We start from the raw sequence: 16838 nt of genomic DNA, 5'->3' as shown, positions 1-16838 counted from the left end.
CCCGGGGCGCGCTGGAGCGCGGCCGGACGCCACTCCCGGCATCCGGAAGGTGCTCTGGGCCGGGCACGGGCGTCCCGCCCAGCATGGCCCGGGACATCCGGGCACCGGCATCCGCGGGACGTCGGAGCAGCAGAGGGAGAGCACATGCGACGGCAGCGCACACACGGCCGGGTCACCGCACTGTTCCTGACGGCGGGCCTGCTCGCGGCCTGCGGCGGTGGGGACGAGGAGCCGAGCGCCCCGGCTGACCAGGCGCTCAGCAGTGACGATCCCGTGTCGATCCGGGTGGGCGCCCTGCCGGTCGGCGACATGGCACCGCTGTACCTGGCCGTCCAGGAGGGGTTCTTCGAGGACGAGGGCCTCGACGTGGAGATCCAGCAGATCCCCGGCGGCGCGGCCGGGGTCCCCGCGATGGTCTCCGGGGAACTGCAGTTCAGCTCCTCGAACTGGGTCTCGGTGATCCTGGCCGCGAGCGAGGGCCTCGACCTCCAGATCGTCCTCGAGAACTCGGGCAACACCACCGGGGTGAACGCGATCCTGACCGGCGCGGACTCCCCGCTGCAGAGCGTGGCCGATCTCGCCGGCCAGTCGGTCGCGGTGAACACCCTCGGCGGCCCCACGGAGATCGTCGTCCGCGAGTGCCTGCGCGGCAACGGGCTGGACCCGGACGAGTACTCGCTGGTCGAGATCCCGTTCCCGGACCAGGGGTCGGCGATCGCGGAGGGGCAGATCGCCGCCGGCCTGGTGGCCGAGCCGTTCGTCACCCTCGGCACGGAGCAGGGACAGCAGACCCTCGTCGACACGCCCACGTGCACCCCGCGGCTGGAGGGCTGGCCGCTGATCGGCTGGGCCGCGACCGCGCAGTACACAGCCGAGAACCCCGAGGTGGCAGCCGCCTTCGCCCGTGCCATGGACCAGGCGATCAGCTTCGCCGCCGACAACCCCGACGCGGTCAACGAGATCGTCCAGACCTTCACCAGCCTGACGCCCGAGCTCGCCGAGCGGGTCGTGCAGCCCGGGTGGCTCGAGGAGACCGAGCCCTCCCTGGAGCGGGCCGAGCTGACCCAGGACCTGATGATCGACAACGGGCTGCTGGACGAGCCGGTGGACGACCTCGAGTCGCTGATCTTCACCACCGACTGATCCCCGCCGGTCCCGACCACCCGAGACGGAGCACGCATTGAAGGTCGCCCAGGCAGTCGCCGAGGCGCTCACCCGGCTGGGTGTCGAGCAGGTGTTCGGCGTCGTCGGCAGCAGCAACTTCCACCTCACCAACGCCCTGGTCGGCAGCGGCGCCCGCTTCGTGGCCACCCGGCACGAGGCCGGCGCGGTGAGCATGGCCGACGCCTACGGCCGGCTCAGCGGCCGGGTGCCGGCCGTCTCCCTGCACCAGGGCAACGGGCTGACCAACGCCCTGACCGGGCTGACCGAGGCGGTGAAGAGCTCCACTCCGCTGCTGGTCCTGGCGGCGGACACCCCGCCGGCCGACCGGCGGTCGAACTTCTACGTCGACCAGGAGGCCCTCGTCCGGGCGGTGGGCGCCACGCCGTTCACGCTGAGCGGCCCGGGCACCGCGGTCGCCGAGGCGACGGAGGCCTACCGCAGGGCCGCCGTCGACGGGGCGACCGTGGTGCTGAACCTGCCCCTCGACGTCCAGGACGCCGACGTCCCCGACCTCGGGTGCCGGCCGGCGCTCCCCCTGCCGGACGTCCGTGCTCCCGCCGCCGGCCCGGACGCGGTCGCCGAGCTCGCCGACCTGCTCGCCGCGGCGTCCCGCCCCGTCTTCCTCGGCGGACGCGGCGCCCGGTGGTGCGCCGACGAGCTGTCGGCGGCCGCCGACGCCTGCGGTGCCCTGCTCGCCTCCACCGCCGGTGCCCGCGGCCTGTTCGCCGGCAGTCCGTGGGACCTCGACGTCGCCGGCGGGTTCTCCACCGACACGACCACCGAGCTCATCGCCGCGGCGGACGTGGTGGTCGCGTGGGGCGCGTCGCTGAACGTGTGGACGGCGCGGCACGGCGCGCTCTTCGGCGACGGCGTGACGCTCGTGCAGGTGGACCGCGACGTCGATGCGCTCGGTGCCCAGCGTCCGGTCGGACTGGGCCTGGTGGGTGACGTGGCGCAGACCGCCGTCGCCCTGACGACGGCCCTGGCCGCCCGGGAGCACTCCGCGCGGGGCTACCGGACCGAGGACGCCGCGACCCGCATCGCCGCAGGCGCGCACTGGCGCGACGTCCCGTACGACGACACCGGCGACGACGGCCACATCGACCCCCGCACGCTGACCCTCGCCCTGGACGAGATGCTGCCTGCCGAGCGGGTCGTCGCCACCGACCTGGGCAACTTCTCCGCGTACCCGCAGCTGTTCCCCCGCGTCCCCGACGTGCGCGGCGCGTGCCTGCCGATCGGCTTCGGGTCGATCGGGCTCGGCCTGTCGGCGGCGATCGGCGCCGCGCTCGCGCAACCCGATCGGCTCGTCATGGCCGGGCTCGGGGACGGCGGGTTCATGATGAGCTCGGTCGAACTGGACACCGCCGTGCGCCTGGGCCTGGGCCTGCTCCTGGTCGTCTACAACGACGACGCCTACGGCGCGGAGACGCAGATGTTCGGACCCGAGGGCCATCCCGTCGACATCGTCGTCTTCCCCGACACCGACGTCGCAGCCATCGCCCGAGGGCACGGCTGCGACGCGGTGACCGTCCGCACGGTCGCCGACCTCGACGCCGTCGCCACCTGGCTGCGCGGGCCCCGCGACCGGCCACTGCTGGTCGACGCCAAGATCACCAGCTTCCCGTCGTTCGTGATGGACCAGATCCACGCCGCGGGTATGTGAGCGCCGCTCCACCCCCTCCCGCGGCCCTCCGTCGAGGGCCGCTCCCACAGATCAGACAGGAGACCCGATGGTCATCGACGAGTCCGTGATCGGCAGGGAGCTGCCGAGCTTCACCGTCGAGCTGGAACGGGGGCGGGTGCGGCTGTTCGCCGAGGTCATCGGTGACGACAACCCCGTGTTCACCGACCTGGACGCCGCCCGCGCCGCCGGCCACCCGGACCTGCCGGTGCCGCCCACGTTCCTCTTCGGCTTCGTCCTCGAGGGGGCGAAGAGCACCCAGTGGCTCGACGACCTCGGCATCGACCTGGGCAACGTGCTGCACGCCGAGCAGAGCTTCACCTACCACGACACCGCGCACGCCGGCGACGTGCTCGTCTACCGGCCGCGGATCGCCGACACCTTCGAGAAGAAGGGCGGTGCGCTGCGCTTCGTCGTCCGGGAGATCAGCGTGACCCGGGAGGACGGCAGCCCGGTCGTCGACCTGCGCGACTCGATCGCCGTCGTCCGGCCGGCTCCGGCGGACGCCCGATGAGCGCCGCAGCGGTCGAGCCCGGGACCCAGCTGCCGGACCTCCCCCTCCCCCCGATCAGCCGGGCGACCCTCGCCCTCTTCGCCGGCGCGTCGGGTGACCACAACCCGATCCACATCGATCTCGACTTCGCCCGGGCCGCCGGTCAGGACGACGTCTTCGCCCACGGCATGCTGTCGATGGCCTACCTCGGGCGACTGCTCACCGACCTGGTGCCGGTGGGAGCGATCCGCAGCTACACCGTGCGGTTCGCGGCCATCACCCCCGTGCACGCGGAGGTGACCTGCCGAGGCACCGTCGCCTCCGTCGAGACGGTGGACGGCGAGCGACGCGCGCGGCTGCAACTGGAGGCCCGGCTGGCCGACGGGACGGTGACCGTCCGCGGCGAGGCCGTCGTCGCCGTCCAGCAGTGAGCACCGCGATGGGCACGCTGACCGACCAGGTGGCACTCGTCTCCGGCTCCGGCCGAGGCATCGGTCGGGCCATCGCCCTCAAACTCGCCCGCGAGGGAGCCCGCGTGGTGGTCAACGACCTCGACGCCGAACCGGCCGGGCAGACGGTGCGCGACATCGAGGACGCCGGGGGCACCGCGGTCGCCTGCGTGGGCAGCGTGACCGCTGACGACTTCGCCGAGCGGTTCGTGGCCACCGCCGTGGACTCCTTCGACGGGCTGGACATCATCGTCAACAACGCCGGCTACACCTGGGACACCGTCATCCAGAAGATGGGCGACGACCAGTGGGACGCGATCCTCGACGTCCACCTCAAGGCCCCGTTCCGGATCCTGCGGGCGGCGCAGCCGGTGATCCGGGAGCGGGCGAAGGCCGAGCAGGCCGGCGGCGGGCGGGCCGCCCACCGCAAGGTCGTGAACATCTCCTCGGTGGCCGGGCTGACCGGCAACGCCGGGCAGGTCAACTACTCCGCGGCCAAGGCCGGGATCCTGGGGTTGACGCGGACCATGAGCAAGGAGTGGGGCCGCTACAACGTCACGGTCAACGCGGTCGCGTTCGGCCTGATCCGCACCCGTCTCACCGAGGCGCCCGCCGACGGGACCGGCGCCATCGACGTCGAGGGCCGCCGGATCAGGGTCGGCGTGAACCCCGAACTGCTGGCCGGCCTGGAGCACGGCATCCCGCTCGGCCGGGGTGGGACCCCGGAGGAGGCGGCCGGCGCGGTCTACCTCCTCTGCACCCCGGAGTCGAGCTACGTCAGCGGGCAGGTGCTCGTCTGCGGCGGCGGCTTCGCCGGGTGACCTGGAGCGCGGGTCAGGGCAGCCGGAGCACCGTCTTGGCCGCGGCACGCCCCTCGCCCAGCTCCCGCAGTGCGTCGGCGGCCTCGGCGAGGGGCCGCACACGGGGCTCGGTCACCACCAGCCGCCCGCCCTCCAGCAGGGACCGCAGCTCGTCCCAGGCCGTGCGGGCGTACCCGGGGTCGCACCGGAGGTACTCGGCCAACCCGGCGCCCAGGACCGCGGTGTTGGCCAGCAACAGCCGGTTGACCCGCACGGTGGGGATGTCGCCGCCGACGAAGCCGAGCACGACCACCCGCCCCTCGGGGGCCAGCGACCGCAGGGTGTCGGGGAAGCGCTCGCCGCCCACGGGGTCGAGGACGACGTCGACCCCGCGGCCGTCCGTGAGCTCCCGGACGGCCTCCCGCCACCCGTCGGCGCCGACGACGTGGTCGGCCGGGACGGGCAGCGGCCGGCCGGGGTCGCGCACGATCGCGATCGAGGGCAGGCCGAGCGCCCGGCACAGGGCCAGCGCCGCCTGGCCGACGCCGCCCGAGGCACCGTGCACCAGCACCGACTCCCCGGTCTCCACCCTGGCCCTCCGGCGCAGGGCGAACCAGCAGGTGAGGTGGTTCAGGGGGAAGCCGGCCGCGGCGTCGTCGGAGATGCCGTCGGGCAGCGGCAGGACCCGCTCGGACGGAGCCGCCACCACCTGCTGCCACGTGCCCCGTTCGCCGAGCACGGCCACCCGCTGGCCGGGCGCGAAGCCGCTGCCCGCCGGCGCCGACCGGACCGTGCCGGCCGCCTCCAGGCCCAGTACCAGGGGCAGCGGGTGGCGCACCTGGTAGGCGCCGGTGCTCATCAGCAGGTCGGGGTAGGCGACGCCGGCGGCCGCCACGTCGACCAGCACCTCACCCGTCCCGCCCTCCGGGACCGGCAGGTCGGCCGGCTCGAGCCCGTCGGGCCCGGTCAACGACGTCAGCTGCTGGGCGAGCACGGCTCCTCCTGAAGGGTCCCGACCGGTGCGGCCCGGCGGGCCGCCGACCCTAGCCGCCCGGCTCCATCCCACCCCACCTCCCGGAGGCACCCACATGCGCGTGGCCCTGTCGCTCAGCACCGACCAGACCCGGACCGTTCCCGAGGCGCGGGACGCCGAGACCGCCGGCTTCGACGCCGTCGCCAGCGGCGAGCACCTGTTCTTCCACGGCCCCATCGGCAACGCCTTCGTCACCCTGGCGGCCGCGGCGGGGGCGACGTCCCGGATCCGGCTGGTCAGTTCCCTGACGATCCTGCCGGTGTACCCGGCCGCCCTCGCGGTCAAGCTCGCCACCACCCTCGACCAGGTGTCCGGCGGACGGTTCGAGCTGGGCGTGGGCATCGGCGGGGAGTTCCCGGCCGAGTTCACCGCGGCCGGCGTCGACCCGGCGACCCGTGGCGCCCGGGCCGACGAGGCGCTGGAGCTGGCGCGCCGGCTGTGGTCCGGCGGCCCGGTGACGTTCGACGGCCGGTTCACCTCGGTGCCCGGACTCGAGCTCGCGCCCGGCCCGGTCCAGGCCGGGGGCCCGCCGATCTGGCTCGGCGGACGCAGCGATGCCGCCGTCCGGCGCGCGGGCCGCTTCGCCGACCACTGGCTGCCCTACATGTACACCCCGGAGCAGCTGGCCAGCAGCCTGGTGCGGGTGCGGGAGGAGGCAGAGCGGGCCGGGCGGGACCCGCGGTCGGTGCGGGGGGCCGTCTTCTGCTGGGGGGCGGTCGACGAGGACCGGGCCCGCGGCCGCGAGCTGGCGATCCGCGGGGTGAGTGACGCCTACCAGCAGGACTTCACCGGCCTGGCCGACCGCTATCTGCTGCTCGGGACGCCGGACGACGTCGTCGCACGGGCGACCGAGTATGCCCAGGCGGGGGCGGACTCGCTGGTGTTCCAGCCGGTGCACGGCTCGGTGCGCGAGGCCGTGGTGGCCTCGTTCGCCGCCGACGTCCTCCCCAGGCTGCACGCACTCCGCGACACGGGCCCGGAACTTCCACGTCGCAGTTGACGCGCGTCACGCGGACTTCTAGCTTTCGGGTGTGACCTCCGTCGCTCTCGCCGAGGCCGGGCCCGCCGAGCGGGCCACCGCACCGCGGGTCCGCGGGCGGACCGGTCCCGTGACGGTCCGGGCGCTGGCGATCCTCGACGCGTTCAGCGCCGACCAGCCGGTGCTCACCCTCACCGACGTCTCCCGCCGCTCGGGACTGCCGCTGAGCACCGTGCACCGGCTGACCGCCGAACTGCTCCGGTGGGGCGCCCTCGACCGGGGTGCGGACGGCGGATACCGCATCGGGCTGAGGTTGTGGCAGGTCGCCGTCCTGGCGCCGCGAGCCACGGGCTTGCGCGACGCCGCACTCCCCTTCCTCGAGGACCTCAGCCAGGTGACCCGGGAGAACGCGCAACTGGGCGTGCGCGAGGGCACCGAACTGCTGTTCGTCGAGCGGATCGCCGGGCGGTGTGCCGTGCCGGTCCTCACCCGCACCGGCGCCCGCTTCCCCTTGCACGCCTCGGGCCTGGGCCTGGCCCTGCTGGCGCACGCGCCCGCTGACGAGCAGGAGGCGGTCCTGGCCCGGCCGCTCGCGGGCTACACCCCCTGGACGCTCACCCGTCCGGACGCCGTGCGCGCCGCTCTGGCCGACGTCCGGCGGCTCGGTCACGCGGTGAGCGACCGGCAGGTCACCACGGACGCGCTGTCGGTCGCCGCGCCGGTCCGGGACGCCCGAGGTGAGGTCCGGGCCGCGGTCTCCGTGGTGGTCCGGGCGCGGGGCGCGCGGGTGGAGAGCCTCGCAGCCCTGGTCACCTCGGCGGCGCGGGGCATCGGTCGAGCGCTGCCCGTCCCGCCTGCTCAGCCGCCACGATCGGCCACCGGACGGGCGCACGGCCGCCCCCGGCCTCCGCGCGCGGACGAGGTGTGAGTGGCCCGGCCGCCCCGCCGGTGCCGGCGGAGGACCGCCGGTCCACCGGCTCCGTGACCGCCCGGGCGTTGAGCCTGCTCGGCGCCTTCACCCCCGACCGCGCGTCGCTGTCCTGCTCCGACCTGGCCCGCCGGACCCGCCTGCCGCTGTCCACCGTGCACCGCCTCGCCGGCGACCTGGTGACCTGGGGGGCCCTCGAACGCGACGCCGACGGGCGGCTGCGGATCGGACTGCACCTGTGGGAGGTGACCTCGCTCGTGCCGCACGCCCTGCAGCTGCGGGAGTCGGCGCTGCCCTTCCTCGCCGACCTGAGCCTGGCCACGCAGGAGAACGCGCTGCTCGCGGTGCCGGAGGGCCCCGACGTCGTGCTCACCGAGTGGGTCGCCGGTCGCGCCGCGGTGCCGGTGACCCTGCGGGTGGGCGGACGGATGCCGGTGCACGCCACCAGTGCCGGGCTGGTCCTGCTCGCCCACGCACCCGTCGGTGTGCAGGACCAGGTGCTCGGCGGGCCGCTGCCGCGCCTGACCGACCGCACGATCACCGCACCCGACCGGCTGCGCCGCGTGCTCGCCGACATCCGGTGCCGGGGTCACGCCGTCAGCGACCGCATGGTGCACCCCGACTCCCTGTCGGTGGCGGCCCCCGTCGTGGACGCCGGAGGGCGGGTGGTCGCCGCACTGTCCCTCGTCGTCCGCGCCGGGAGCACCGACGCCGCGGCCGTGGCGCCGCTGGTGCTCGCGGCCGCGCGCGGGGCCGGACGGGAGCTCCGGCGCTGCGGCGACGGCAGCCGGTCGGTCCGGCCGTCGGCCCCCGGGCTGACGACCGGCTGACCGATGGGTCGCGCGACTCAGCGCCGGCGCCACCCGCTGGCGACGAGCTCGCCGAACGACTCGTGGGCCCGCGGGCCCAGGACGGCGGCGGCCCGGCGGTAGACGTCGGCCGACTCCCGCGCGGGCCAGCCGGCCGGCAGGTGCTCCAGGGGCAGCCCCGGGTCCACCCCGAGCAGGTGCACCCAGTGGGCGTTGAGCAGGGTCAGCCGGGCGATCGGGTCCCCGGTGCCGGCGTCGGGCTCGGTCCACTCGCGGAGGAACTGCTCGTGCTCGGCCCTCAGCGCCGGGAGGTCCCACGCCCGCTCGACGAAGAGCCGCACCCGGGAGCCGGACAGGGGCCGGGCGAGGAAGCCGTCGGCGACGATGTCCGCCTCCTCCGCGGTGGCACCCAGCACCCGGTCGAGGTCCACCCGCCCCGGTGCGATCCACAGACCGTCCCGCAGGCAGCCGAACCCGGCCCACGACAGTCGCGAGCGCAGTTGGTGGCGCAGGTCGCGGCGGCTCTCCGGCAGGGAGAAGCTCAGCAGGGTCCAGGCGTCGGAGTCCCGGTCGAACGGGGCGGCGGCCAGGATGCGCACCCGCCCGTCGCGCAGCACCCGCCGAGCCACGTCCGTCAGGGCGAAGGTGGCCACCCGCCCGGTCTGCTCGCGGGCCAGGAACCCGCGGTGGACCAGCCGGGTGAGGGTCGCACGGGCGGCGGCGTCGGTCACCCCGAGCTCCCCGAGCACGTGGAGGAAGACCCGGGTGGGCAGGGGTTCGTCCCTGCCGTCGAGCACGAGGGCGCCCAGCAGGCTGAACAGCAGCTGCTGGGGCCGGATGCGCGCCCCTCGCGTCACGGGCCCGACGCCCAGGCCCGCCTCGCTGCGGCTCCCGACGTCCGGCAGCCCAGCCGTTGCCCTGCCCGACACGGTTCCTCCGCTCCACCGTCCCCAGCCCCGGGGCTCTGCAGTTCCCGCCAGTGTTGACGCCCGTCACGTGCGTGTCTAGCTTCACTCCGCGCGGGGGTGATCGCGGTCACCGCAGCCGGCCCCGCGCGACGCGCAGGAAGAGGACACCCGATGCACGGAACCCTGGCCTGGCCGCTCGAGCACGCCGCCCGGCCGCACGGCGACAGGCTCGCCGTGATCGACGGCGACCGCCGGCTGACCTACCGCGAGCTGCACGACCGGGTGCGGCGGCTGGGCACGGGCCTCGCCACCCTGGACCTGGCCCCGGGCGCCTTCGTCGGCGTGCTGATGGGCAACTCCCTCGAGCACCTCGAGGCGTGGCTGGCGGTACCCGCCTCCGGGCGGGTGCTCAACACGCTGAACACCCGGCTGGCGGTGCCCGAGCTGGCGTTCATGCTCGACGACTGCGGCACCGAGGTCCTGGTCGTCGACGCCGAGCACCTCGAGACCGGCCGGGCGTTGCGGGACCGGTGCCCGGGCCTGCGGGAGCTGGTGTTCGCCGGAGCGGGCGAGTGCCCGCCCGACTGCGTCCCCTACGCCGCGCTGCTCGCCGAGGCGGGCACGGCCCCGCCGGACCTCGATCCGGACACCGTGGCGGCGGTCTCCTACACCGGCGGGACCACCGGCCGGCCCAAGGGCGTGCTGCTCAGCCACGCCAACCTGATGGCCAACACCAAGCACCTGTGGCACACCGACGGGTTCCAGCGCGAGGACCGGTACCTGCACGCGGGCCCGATGTTCCACGGTGCGGCGTCCCAGATGGTCCACCCCGTCACCTGGGTGGGCGCGACCCACGTCATGCTGCCCCGCTTCACCCCGGACGGCTTCGCCCGGCAGGTGGCCGACCACGGGGTCACCGTGTCGGTGCTGGTGCCGACGATGATCGCGATGCTGCTCGACCACCTGGAGCGGCACCCGGCCGACCTGAGCAGCCTGCGACTGCTGCACTACGGCGCCTCCCCGATGTCCGCCGATGCCCTGCGCCGGGCCATGCGGATGCTCGGCTGCGACTTCCTGCAGGGCTACGGGATGACCGAGGCCGGCGTGGGCGCCACCTGGCTGCCGCCGCAGGACCACCGGCTGGCGCTGGCCGGAGAGCACCCCGAGCGGCTGGCGTCGGTCGGCTACGCGATCCCGGGGGTGCAGGTGGAGATCCGGGACCTCGGCGGCGCACCGGTGGCCGACGGGACCGTCGGGGAGGTCTGGGTCCGCGGCCCGAACATCATGCAGGGCTACCTCAACCGGCCCGAGGAGACCGCGCACGCACTCGTCGACGGGTGGTACCGCACCGGCGACCTGGCGTACGGCGACGCCGCCGGCTACGTGTTCCTCGTCGACCGCCTCAAGGACATGATCATCAGCGGCGGGGAGAACGTGTACTCGATCGAGGTGGAGCGCGCGCTCGCGTCGCACGAGGCCGTCGCCGAGGTGGCGGTGATCGGCCTGCCCGACGACCGCTGGGGTGAGCGGGTGCACGCGGTGGTCGTGACCACCGCCGGGTCCGCCGTGACCGAGGCCGAACTCGCCGAGCACTGCCGCGCGCGGATCGCCGCGTACAAGGTGCCCAAGTCGATCGACGTCCGCGCCGACCCGCTGCCCAAGTCCGGCGCGGGGAAGATCCTCAAGCAGCAGTTGCGCCGGCCCACGACGCCGGACCCGGGCGAGACGTGACCGGGCCGGCAGCCGGCGACGACGCCGGCATCCGGTTCCGGCCCGCGGTCGACGGCGTCGCGCTGGTCACCCTGGGCGGCGCCCCGTCGCACGCCCTCACCCGCGCGGACTGCCGCGCGCTCGGGCAGGTGCTCGACCGGGTGGACGCCGACACCGACGTCCGGTGCCTCGTCGTGACCGGCACCGGCCGGGTGTTCTGCGCCGGTGCGGACCTCCGGGAGGAACGAGGCCTGGCCGCGGACGAGCTGGCGGGGTTCCTGGCCGGGTTCGCCGGCACCCTCGACCGGCTGCAGGACCTGCGCGTACCCGTCGTGGCCGCGGTCAACGGTGCAGCGGTGGGCGGTGGCCTGGAGCTGGCGCTGTGCTGCGACGTCCGGATCGCCGCCGACGAGGCGTTCTTCGTGGCTGCCGGGGTGAACGTCGGGCTGATGGCCAGCGTCTGGCGGCTGCCGCGCGTGGTGGGACTGGGCCCGGCCACCGAGATGCTGCTCACCGGCGGGCGCTACACCGCCCGGCAGGCGGCCGGGTGGGGGCTGGTCACCGGGGTCCACCCGGCAGCCGACCTCCTGCCCGCGGCGCTGACCCTCGCCCGGCGGATCGCGACGAGGCCCCCGCTGTCGGTGGAGGCCACCAAGGCCGCGGCGGCCCGAGCGCTCGAGCGGGACCGGTCGGAGGCGACGGCTCTCCAGCACCGCGCCCTGCTGCAGCTGGTGGCGACCGAGGACCACGCCGAGGCCGTGCAGGCGTTCCTCGACGAGCGGGACGGCGTCTACCGCCGGCGGTGATCCTCGCGGGCGGTCACCAGCTGCCCCCACCACCGCCACCCGCGGCCCCGCCGACCGACGTCCCGGCCCCACCGGCCGGCGCCGGCGGGGCCAGCGCCGGGTTCGTCGGCGACGAGAACACGAGGAGCGCGGGCCACACCGGGGTGCTCGACGCGCCCGGGGCCGGGGTGTACCAGTCCGGCGCCACCGCGGCGCCCGAGCGGTCCACCGCCCGGCTCCACTGCTCGGCCACCCCGAGGGCCACCGCGTGCGGCAGGTACCGCACGGCCGTGTCGGTCCGCGCGGCGCCGGCGAGGTCGGGCACCCGCACCGGCTCGGTCAGCCACCGGGGCTCGGCGGCCGCGAGGGAGTCGCGGAAGGCCGCGGTCCGCTCGCGCAGCTGCGCTCCGGCGGCCGTCCGCCGCGGCATCCGCCCGGCCAGGCCGAGCAGCACCAGGCCGGCCAGCGCCACCCCGGTGCCGGCCAGCGCCCAGGTGGTGGTGAGCGCGAGGACGGCGGTGAGCGCGGCGCCGCCGAGGAACACCAGCGCACCGGCGGTCCACCACCGGCGCCGGACGGCGGCCGGGTGGGCGGTGAACCAGCCGAGCGCGACGACGTCGTCGTACACGGCGGCGCAGGTCCGGGACGCGATCGCGCCGAAGCGTGCCTGCAGGTCCGACAGGGTCACCACGTCCCCCTCGGCGAACACCTCGTCGAGCAACTGCCGCTCGTAGCCCCGCAGGTCGTCCCCGCCGTCCGCGGTCCGGACCAGCCGCCAGTCCGCCGGCGGGTCGCCCTCCGCGCGTGCGCCGTCGGGACCGTCGACCTCCTCGATCCGCAGGGCACCCCGGACGGCGAGGTCGAGCAGGGTGGCGGTCACCTCGTGCCGCTGGGCGTACCCGTCGAGGACGGTGCCCAGCTGGGCCGGCCGGGCGTCCGCCGGCGGGGTCAGCTGCGCAGCGACCGGCTCCCCGCGCCGCGGCCACGCGCTCCCCCGCCGGCTCCGCGCCAGGACCGGGAGCACGAGGGCGAGCAGGCCGGCCAGCGCGAGCCCGCCGGTGGCCGGCGTGAGGCGGAAGGCCAGTGCCGGGCTGAACGTCTCCTCCAGGACCGGCTCGGCGCCGGCGAAGGTGCCGGCCGGGAAGGTCGCGCCGACGGTCAGCCCCTCGCCCGGGTCGAGGTCGGCGGCGGCGGCCCGCAGCTCGCCGCCGGGGCCGGTCTCGGCGGCACACGGCGTCCGCGCGTCCGCTCCGCCGACGACGCAGTCGACCGCCGACGGCACCGCCCCGGGCGGGCCGGACAGGCGCACCCGCGCCTGCTCGATCGGCACCTCCCAGCCGGTGCCGACGGCGTTCCACGCCAGTCGGTCGCCGTCGGCCCCGGGGTCGGCGACGGCGGCCACCCGGTAGGTGAGCACGTAGGTGTGCCGGCCGCTGATCTCGGTGTCCTCGTCGCCGACGCGGATGCTCAGCCCGCCGTCCTCGCCGCTCACCTCGGTCGCCGTCGGGGCTCCGGTGGGGCTGCGGACGGTGACGTCGTCGACGGGGTAGCGCCGGTCGAGGGTCTGCTCGAGGTGCACGCGGTCGGGGACGGACCGGACGATCCCGTGCCGCTCCTCCCCGGCGAAGTCGTAGTCGATGGTCTCCTCGACGGTCAGTGACCCGTCCGCGGCGGCCGTGATGCCGATGTCGTAGGAGCGGATCCGCTCGCCCGCGCCGTCCCCGCTGCAGCCGGCGACGGCCAGGACGCCGGTGACCAGCAGCAGCGCAGCCAGCCGCCGGGCCGCTCCCCGGCCCATCGTTCCCCGTGCCGGCATGTCCGCCGCCTCCCCGTCCCGGTCGCGCGAGAGTCCTCCCGCCCGATCATGGCCGACGGCGCCGCACCCCCGCCGCAGCCACCCGGGCGCACCCCCACCCGCCCGGCCTCGCCTAGATTGGCCGGGGAACGGCCGCAGCGGCCGGCCACCGACCCACCGGCGGAGGGGGCTCCGTGACCACGGACGTCACGTCAGGACGGCGAGCGGCTCCCGGGGCGGAGTGGGCGGCCCCGGGGCTGGACCTGTCCGCCTACCTCGCCCGGATCGGGCACAGCGGACCGGTGCAGCCGACCGGCGAGACCCTGCACGTCCTGCACCGCGCGCACGTCGCCACCATCCCGTTCGAGAACCTCGACGTGGTGCTGGGCCGCGGCGTCGCCGTCGACGTCGACAGCGTGCAGGCCAAGCTGGTCGACCGGGGGCGCGGCGGCTACTGCTACGAGCACGCCACGCTGTTCGCCGCCGTCCTGGAGCGGATCGGCTTCTCCGTGGAGCGGCTGCTGGCCCGGGTCGGGGAGGACGAGGTGCGCCCCCGGCCGCGCACGCACATGGCCCTGCGGGTGCGCTCCGACGACGGGGACTGGCTGGCCGACGTCGGCTTCGGCAACGCCCTGCTCGAGCCGATCCCGTGGGGTGAGAGCGGCCCCCGTCCTCAGGGCGGCTGGACCTACCGGATGCTGCGCGGCACCGAGGACACCTGGCTGGTGCAGGAGCAGGCCAGCGAGGGCTGGCGGACCCTCTACCGCCTGATCGAGGAGCCGGTGCACGCCTCCGACGTCGTGATGGCCAACCACTTCACCTCGACCCACCCCTCCTCGCCCTTCGTCGGCCAGGCCGTCGCGGTCCGCAAGCACGACGACGTGTTCGTCCGGCTGCGCGGCCGGACCCGCACGCTGGTGCGGGCCGACGGCTCGGTCGACGAGCGGGACCTGACCGACGAGGACGTGGCCGCGCTCCTCCGCGACGACGTGGGCCTGCCGCTCGACGACGCGGAGCTGGCCCGGCTGCAGGGGACGCTGCCGCCCGCCCCCTGACCCCTCTGCGCTCAGCCGCCCGGCGTGGCCACCAGGTCCGGGGTGAACTGGGCCCGGGCCGTGTCGGCCGCGGCGGCGATCTCGTCGGCCGTCGCGGTGCCACTGGCGCCGATGACCTCACTCCACGCGGCGATGCTGCCGGCGGAGTAGTGCTGCCCCTCCAGGGTGTTCTCCCAGGCGGCCGGGTCGGCCACCACGACGCCGCGCAGGTAGGTGCCCAGGGCCAGGAAGGACACGTCCCACCCCGGCCCGACGTAGAGCGCGCCCGCACCGCTGCCGGCGAACTCGGCCGGCACCGTGTGCTCCAGCTCCAGGACGGTGCGCCCGGCCGCCTCCGCGGTCAGCCGCACGGTGACGACGCTCTGCGGCGCGCCCCAGGTGACCGCCAGGTGCCGCGGCGGCTCGCAGGTGACGATGTCGCCCCCGACGTTGCCCTCCAGCTGGTAGCTGCCGCCCGGACGCAGGTCGCCGGTGACCGGCAGGAACCAGCGCACCAGGCGCTCGGGGTCGGTGACGGCGTCCCAGACGTCGGCCACGGCGGCGGGATAGGTGCGGCGCAGCCGGACGGCGAACAGGTCCGTGCCGTCGTCCTCCCGGCGCTGCACGTCCCGGTGGGCGGCGGTCAGCTCGTCGATCAGGTCCTTCATGTCGGGTCCTCCCGGTCGGCCCCCGGCTGCGCGCCGGGCGGCTGCTGGTCCCTCCTGCGTCGGTCGCGCTCGCCGCGGGCCAGCTCGGTGGCCAGCGCATCGAGGTGCTGGTCCCAGAACCGGCGGAAGCGGTCGAGCCACCGGTCGACGTCCCGGAGGGGCGCGGAGTCGACGGTGTAGAGCCGGCGGGCCCCGTCGGCCCGGACGTGCGCGAAGCCGTTCTCGCGGAGCACCCGCAGGTGCTGGGACACCCCGGGCTGGGAGATGCCGAACTCCTCGGCGACCACGGCGGCGATCGCCCCCGCGGACTGCTCGCCGTCGGCGAGCAGCTCGAGGATGCGCCGGCGGACCGGGTCGCCGAGGACGTCGAACGCGTGCACGGGCCGAAAGCTACACCCGTCGCTTATATGAGTCCAGACGCAAACGAGCCGGGATCAGCGACAATCAGCGCGCCCCGACCGCGCAGCGCCCCGAGGAGCCGCCGCATGCCACTCCCTTCCGTCCCGCTCGCCCGGCTGGGCTTCCTCACCATCGGCTCGTTCGACGCCGCCGACCCGGGGCCCGGACACGAGCGGACGCTGGCGGTCGTCGAGCTCGGCGAGCGACTGGGGCTCGACAGCGCCTGGGTGCGCCACCGGCACCTGCAGTACGGGATCTCCTCCCCGCTGACGGTCCTGGCCGCGGCGAGCCAGCGCACCCGGCGGATCGAGCTGGGCACCGCGGTCACCCCGCTGGCGTGGGAGAACCCGCTGCGGCTGGCCGAGGACCTCGCCACGGTCGACGTCCTCTCCGGCGGGCGGCTCAACCCCGGGGTCAGCGTCGGCCCGCCGATGCACTGGGACGACGTCAAGGCGGCGCTCTACCCCCACACCGCCGACACCGAGGACTTCGGCTACGACCGCGTCGCCCGGCTGCTGCGGCTGGTGGCCGGCGAGCCGGCCAGCACCTTCTCCGGCCGGGAGGGCGTGGTCGAGGAGTTCTCCGCCCGGGTGCAGCCGCACTCGCCCGGGCTGCGGTCGCGGATGTGGTACGGCGGGGGGAGCCTGCGGTCCGCCCGCTGGGCCGGCGAGCAGGGCATGTCCTTCCTGACCAGCAGCGTGGTCAAGGCCGGGGACGCCGCAGCGGGCGACGGCGCGGACTTCGCCGCCATCCAGCGGGCGCACGTGCGCGCCTTCCGGGCCGCGCACCCCGACGGCGACGCGGCCCGCGTGTCGCAGGGGCTGGTCGTCATCCCGACCGACTCCGCCTCGGCCGACCAGCGCGCCCGGTACGCCGCCTACGTCGAGGCCCGCACCCCCCGCACGGCGGCGCCCCAGGGACCCGCCCAGCTGCTGTTCGCCCGCGACCTGCTGGGCACCTCCGAGCAGATCGCGGAGGAGCTGTACGCGCACGCCGGCTTCCAGGAGGTCACCGAGGTGGTGTTCGCGCTGCCCTTCAGCTTCGCCGACGAGGACTACGCGCAGATCCTCACCGACATCGCCACCCGGCTGGGGCCCGCCCTGGGGTGGCGGCCGCACGGCATACCGTCGGCGGGGTCGGGTAGTGCCCGGCGGAACGGGATCGGCGCCCGACCAGCGGGCCCACCCTCCTGAGGAACGG

The 16838-nt window shown here is 75.6% G+C and carries 17 protein-coding genes; 12 read left to right on the top strand and 5 right to left on the bottom strand.

What is annotated here, in order from left to right; translation table 11 throughout:
* The first annotated feature begins 144 nt into the window (after positions 1-144).
* From GCU56_RS01105 to GCU56_RS01085, 5 genes are all read left to right on the top strand, one after another.
* The gene (locus GCU56_RS01105) at positions 145-1143 is read left to right on the top strand and encodes an ABC transporter substrate-binding protein (protein WP_163479656.1); all 999 of its coding nucleotides are present in this window, start codon (positions 145-147) and stop codon (positions 1141-1143) included.
* 37 nt (positions 1144-1180) lie between these two features.
* Positions 1181-2830, top strand: coding sequence for a thiamine pyrophosphate-binding protein (locus GCU56_RS01100; protein ID WP_163479655.1), 1650 nt, complete (start codon positions 1181-1183; stop codon positions 2828-2830).
* Between the two features lie 67 nt (positions 2831-2897).
* A complete protein-coding gene (locus GCU56_RS01095) occupies positions 2898-3362 on the top strand; it encodes a MaoC family dehydratase N-terminal domain-containing protein (RefSeq protein WP_163479654.1) in 465 nt (154 codons plus the stop codon).
* Positions 3359-3772: a MaoC/PaaZ C-terminal domain-containing protein gene (locus GCU56_RS01090; protein ID WP_163479653.1), complete on the top strand. Its 414-nt coding sequence runs from the start codon at positions 3359-3361 to the stop codon at positions 3770-3772. Before GCU56_RS01095 ends, GCU56_RS01090 begins: the two co-directional genes overlap by 4 nt.
* Positions 3769-4611, top strand: a complete 843-nt coding sequence (locus GCU56_RS01085) for an SDR family oxidoreductase (protein ID WP_204331241.1) — start codon at positions 3769-3771, stop codon at positions 4609-4611. Before GCU56_RS01090 ends, GCU56_RS01085 begins: the two co-directional genes overlap by 4 nt.
* Before the next feature lie 13 nt (positions 4612-4624).
* Here GCU56_RS01085 and GCU56_RS01080 read toward each other — a convergent pair whose 3' ends face one another.
* Positions 4625-5584: an NADPH:quinone oxidoreductase family protein gene (locus tag GCU56_RS01080; RefSeq protein ID WP_345771569.1), complete on the bottom strand. Its 960-nt coding sequence runs from the start codon at positions 5582-5584 to the stop codon at positions 4625-4627.
* A 94-nt stretch (positions 5585-5678) separates the two neighbouring features.
* On the opposite strand from GCU56_RS01080, the gene GCU56_RS01075 reads away from it, so the two are divergent.
* The 3 genes from GCU56_RS01075 to GCU56_RS01065 are packed head-to-tail and all read left to right on the top strand — an operon-like array spanning position 5679 to position 8360.
* Entirely contained in the window at positions 5679-6623 is a 945-nt protein-coding gene (locus GCU56_RS01075; RefSeq protein ID WP_163479651.1) for an LLM class flavin-dependent oxidoreductase, read from the top strand.
* A 31-nt stretch (positions 6624-6654) separates the two neighbouring features.
* Positions 6655-7530, top strand: coding sequence for an IclR family transcriptional regulator (locus GCU56_RS01070; RefSeq protein ID WP_345771568.1), 876 nt, complete (start codon positions 6655-6657; stop codon positions 7528-7530).
* A complete protein-coding gene (locus GCU56_RS01065) occupies positions 7527-8360 on the top strand; it encodes an IclR family transcriptional regulator (RefSeq protein WP_345771567.1) in 834 nt (277 codons plus the stop codon). Before GCU56_RS01070 ends, GCU56_RS01065 begins: the two co-directional genes overlap by 4 nt.
* Before the next feature lie 17 nt (positions 8361-8377).
* Here GCU56_RS01065 and GCU56_RS01060 read toward each other — a convergent pair whose 3' ends face one another.
* Positions 8378-9196 (bottom strand): PaaX family transcriptional regulator C-terminal domain-containing protein, encoded by an 819-nt coding sequence (locus GCU56_RS01060; protein ID WP_163479650.1) that lies wholly within the window; start codon positions 9194-9196, stop codon positions 8378-8380.
* A 222-nt stretch (positions 9197-9418) separates the two neighbouring features.
* On the opposite strand from GCU56_RS01060, the gene GCU56_RS01055 reads away from it, so the two are divergent.
* Together GCU56_RS01055 and GCU56_RS01050 are read left to right on the top strand one after the other, a co-directional pair.
* On the top strand, positions 9419-10978 hold the full coding sequence (locus GCU56_RS01055) for a long-chain-fatty-acid--CoA ligase (RefSeq protein ID WP_163479649.1): 1560 nt from the start codon (positions 9419-9421) through the stop codon (positions 10976-10978).
* A complete protein-coding gene (locus GCU56_RS01050; RefSeq protein ID WP_163479648.1) occupies positions 10975-11763 on the top strand; it encodes an enoyl-CoA hydratase-related protein in 789 nt (262 codons plus the stop codon). The genes GCU56_RS01055 and GCU56_RS01050 overlap by 4 nt, the downstream gene beginning before the upstream one ends.
* Before the next feature lie 13 nt (positions 11764-11776).
* On the opposite strand, the gene GCU56_RS01045 is transcribed toward GCU56_RS01050, so the two are convergent.
* Entirely contained in the window at positions 11777-13558 is a 1782-nt protein-coding gene (locus GCU56_RS01045; protein ID WP_163479647.1) for a DUF2207 domain-containing protein, read from the bottom strand.
* A 173-nt stretch (positions 13559-13731) separates the two neighbouring features.
* Here GCU56_RS01045 and GCU56_RS01040 point away from each other — a divergent pair, with 173 nt between their 5' ends.
* Positions 13732-14592: an arylamine N-acetyltransferase gene (locus GCU56_RS01040; protein ID WP_163479646.1), complete on the top strand. Its 861-nt coding sequence runs from the start codon at positions 13732-13734 to the stop codon at positions 14590-14592.
* A gap of 11 nt (positions 14593-14603) precedes the next feature.
* Here the strand turns inward: GCU56_RS01040 and GCU56_RS01035 are convergent, their stop codons facing one another.
* Positions 14604-15239, bottom strand: a complete 636-nt coding sequence (locus GCU56_RS01035; RefSeq protein WP_163479645.1) for an SRPBCC family protein — start codon at positions 15237-15239, stop codon at positions 14604-14606.
* Entirely contained in the window at positions 15236-15619 is a 384-nt protein-coding gene (locus GCU56_RS01030) for a metalloregulator ArsR/SmtB family transcription factor (protein ID WP_163479644.1), read from the bottom strand. The genes GCU56_RS01035 and GCU56_RS01030 overlap by 4 nt, the downstream gene beginning before the upstream one ends.
* A gap of 105 nt (positions 15620-15724) precedes the next feature.
* On the opposite strand from GCU56_RS01030, the gene GCU56_RS01025 reads away from it, so the two are divergent.
* Positions 15725-16831, top strand: coding sequence for an LLM class flavin-dependent oxidoreductase (locus tag GCU56_RS01025; protein WP_163479643.1), 1107 nt, complete (start codon positions 15725-15727; stop codon positions 16829-16831).
* Positions 16832-16838 lie beyond the last annotated feature (7 nt).

It is taken from the genome of Geodermatophilus sabuli (genome assembly GCF_010686765.1).
Lineage (GTDB): Bacteria > Actinomycetota > Actinomycetes > Mycobacteriales > Geodermatophilaceae > Geodermatophilus > Geodermatophilus sabuli_A.
This window is presented reverse-complemented; position numbering and strand designations above follow the sequence as displayed.

What these genes read in the sequence shown, in the direction of transcription:
- GCU56_RS01105 (WP_163479656.1), top strand. Translation starts at nt 145, where the DNA reads ATGCGACGGCAGCGCACACACGGCCGGGTCACCGCACTGTTCCTGACG.
- GCU56_RS01095 (WP_163479654.1), top strand. Translation starts at nt 2,898, where the DNA reads ATGGTCATCGACGAGTCCGTGATCGGCAGGGAGCTGCCGAGCTTCACC.
- GCU56_RS01090 (WP_163479653.1), top strand. Translation starts at nt 3,359, where the DNA reads ATGAGCGCCGCAGCGGTCGAGCCCGGGACCCAGCTGCCGGACCTCCCC.
- GCU56_RS01075 (WP_163479651.1), top strand. Translation starts at nt 5,679, where the DNA reads ATGCGCGTGGCCCTGTCGCTCAGCACCGACCAGACCCGGACCGTTCCC.
- GCU56_RS01055 (WP_163479649.1), top strand. Translation starts at nt 9,419, where the DNA reads ATGCACGGAACCCTGGCCTGGCCGCTCGAGCACGCCGCCCGGCCGCAC.
- GCU56_RS01045 (WP_163479647.1), bottom strand. Translation starts at nt 13,558, where the DNA reads ATGCCGGCACGGGGAACGATGGGCCGGGGAGCGGCCCGGCGGCTGGCT.
- GCU56_RS01035 (WP_163479645.1), bottom strand. Translation starts at nt 15,239, where the DNA reads ATGAAGGACCTGATCGACGAGCTGACCGCCGCCCACCGGGACGTGCAG.
- GCU56_RS01025 (WP_163479643.1), top strand. Translation starts at nt 15,725, where the DNA reads ATGCCACTCCCTTCCGTCCCGCTCGCCCGGCTGGGCTTCCTCACCATC.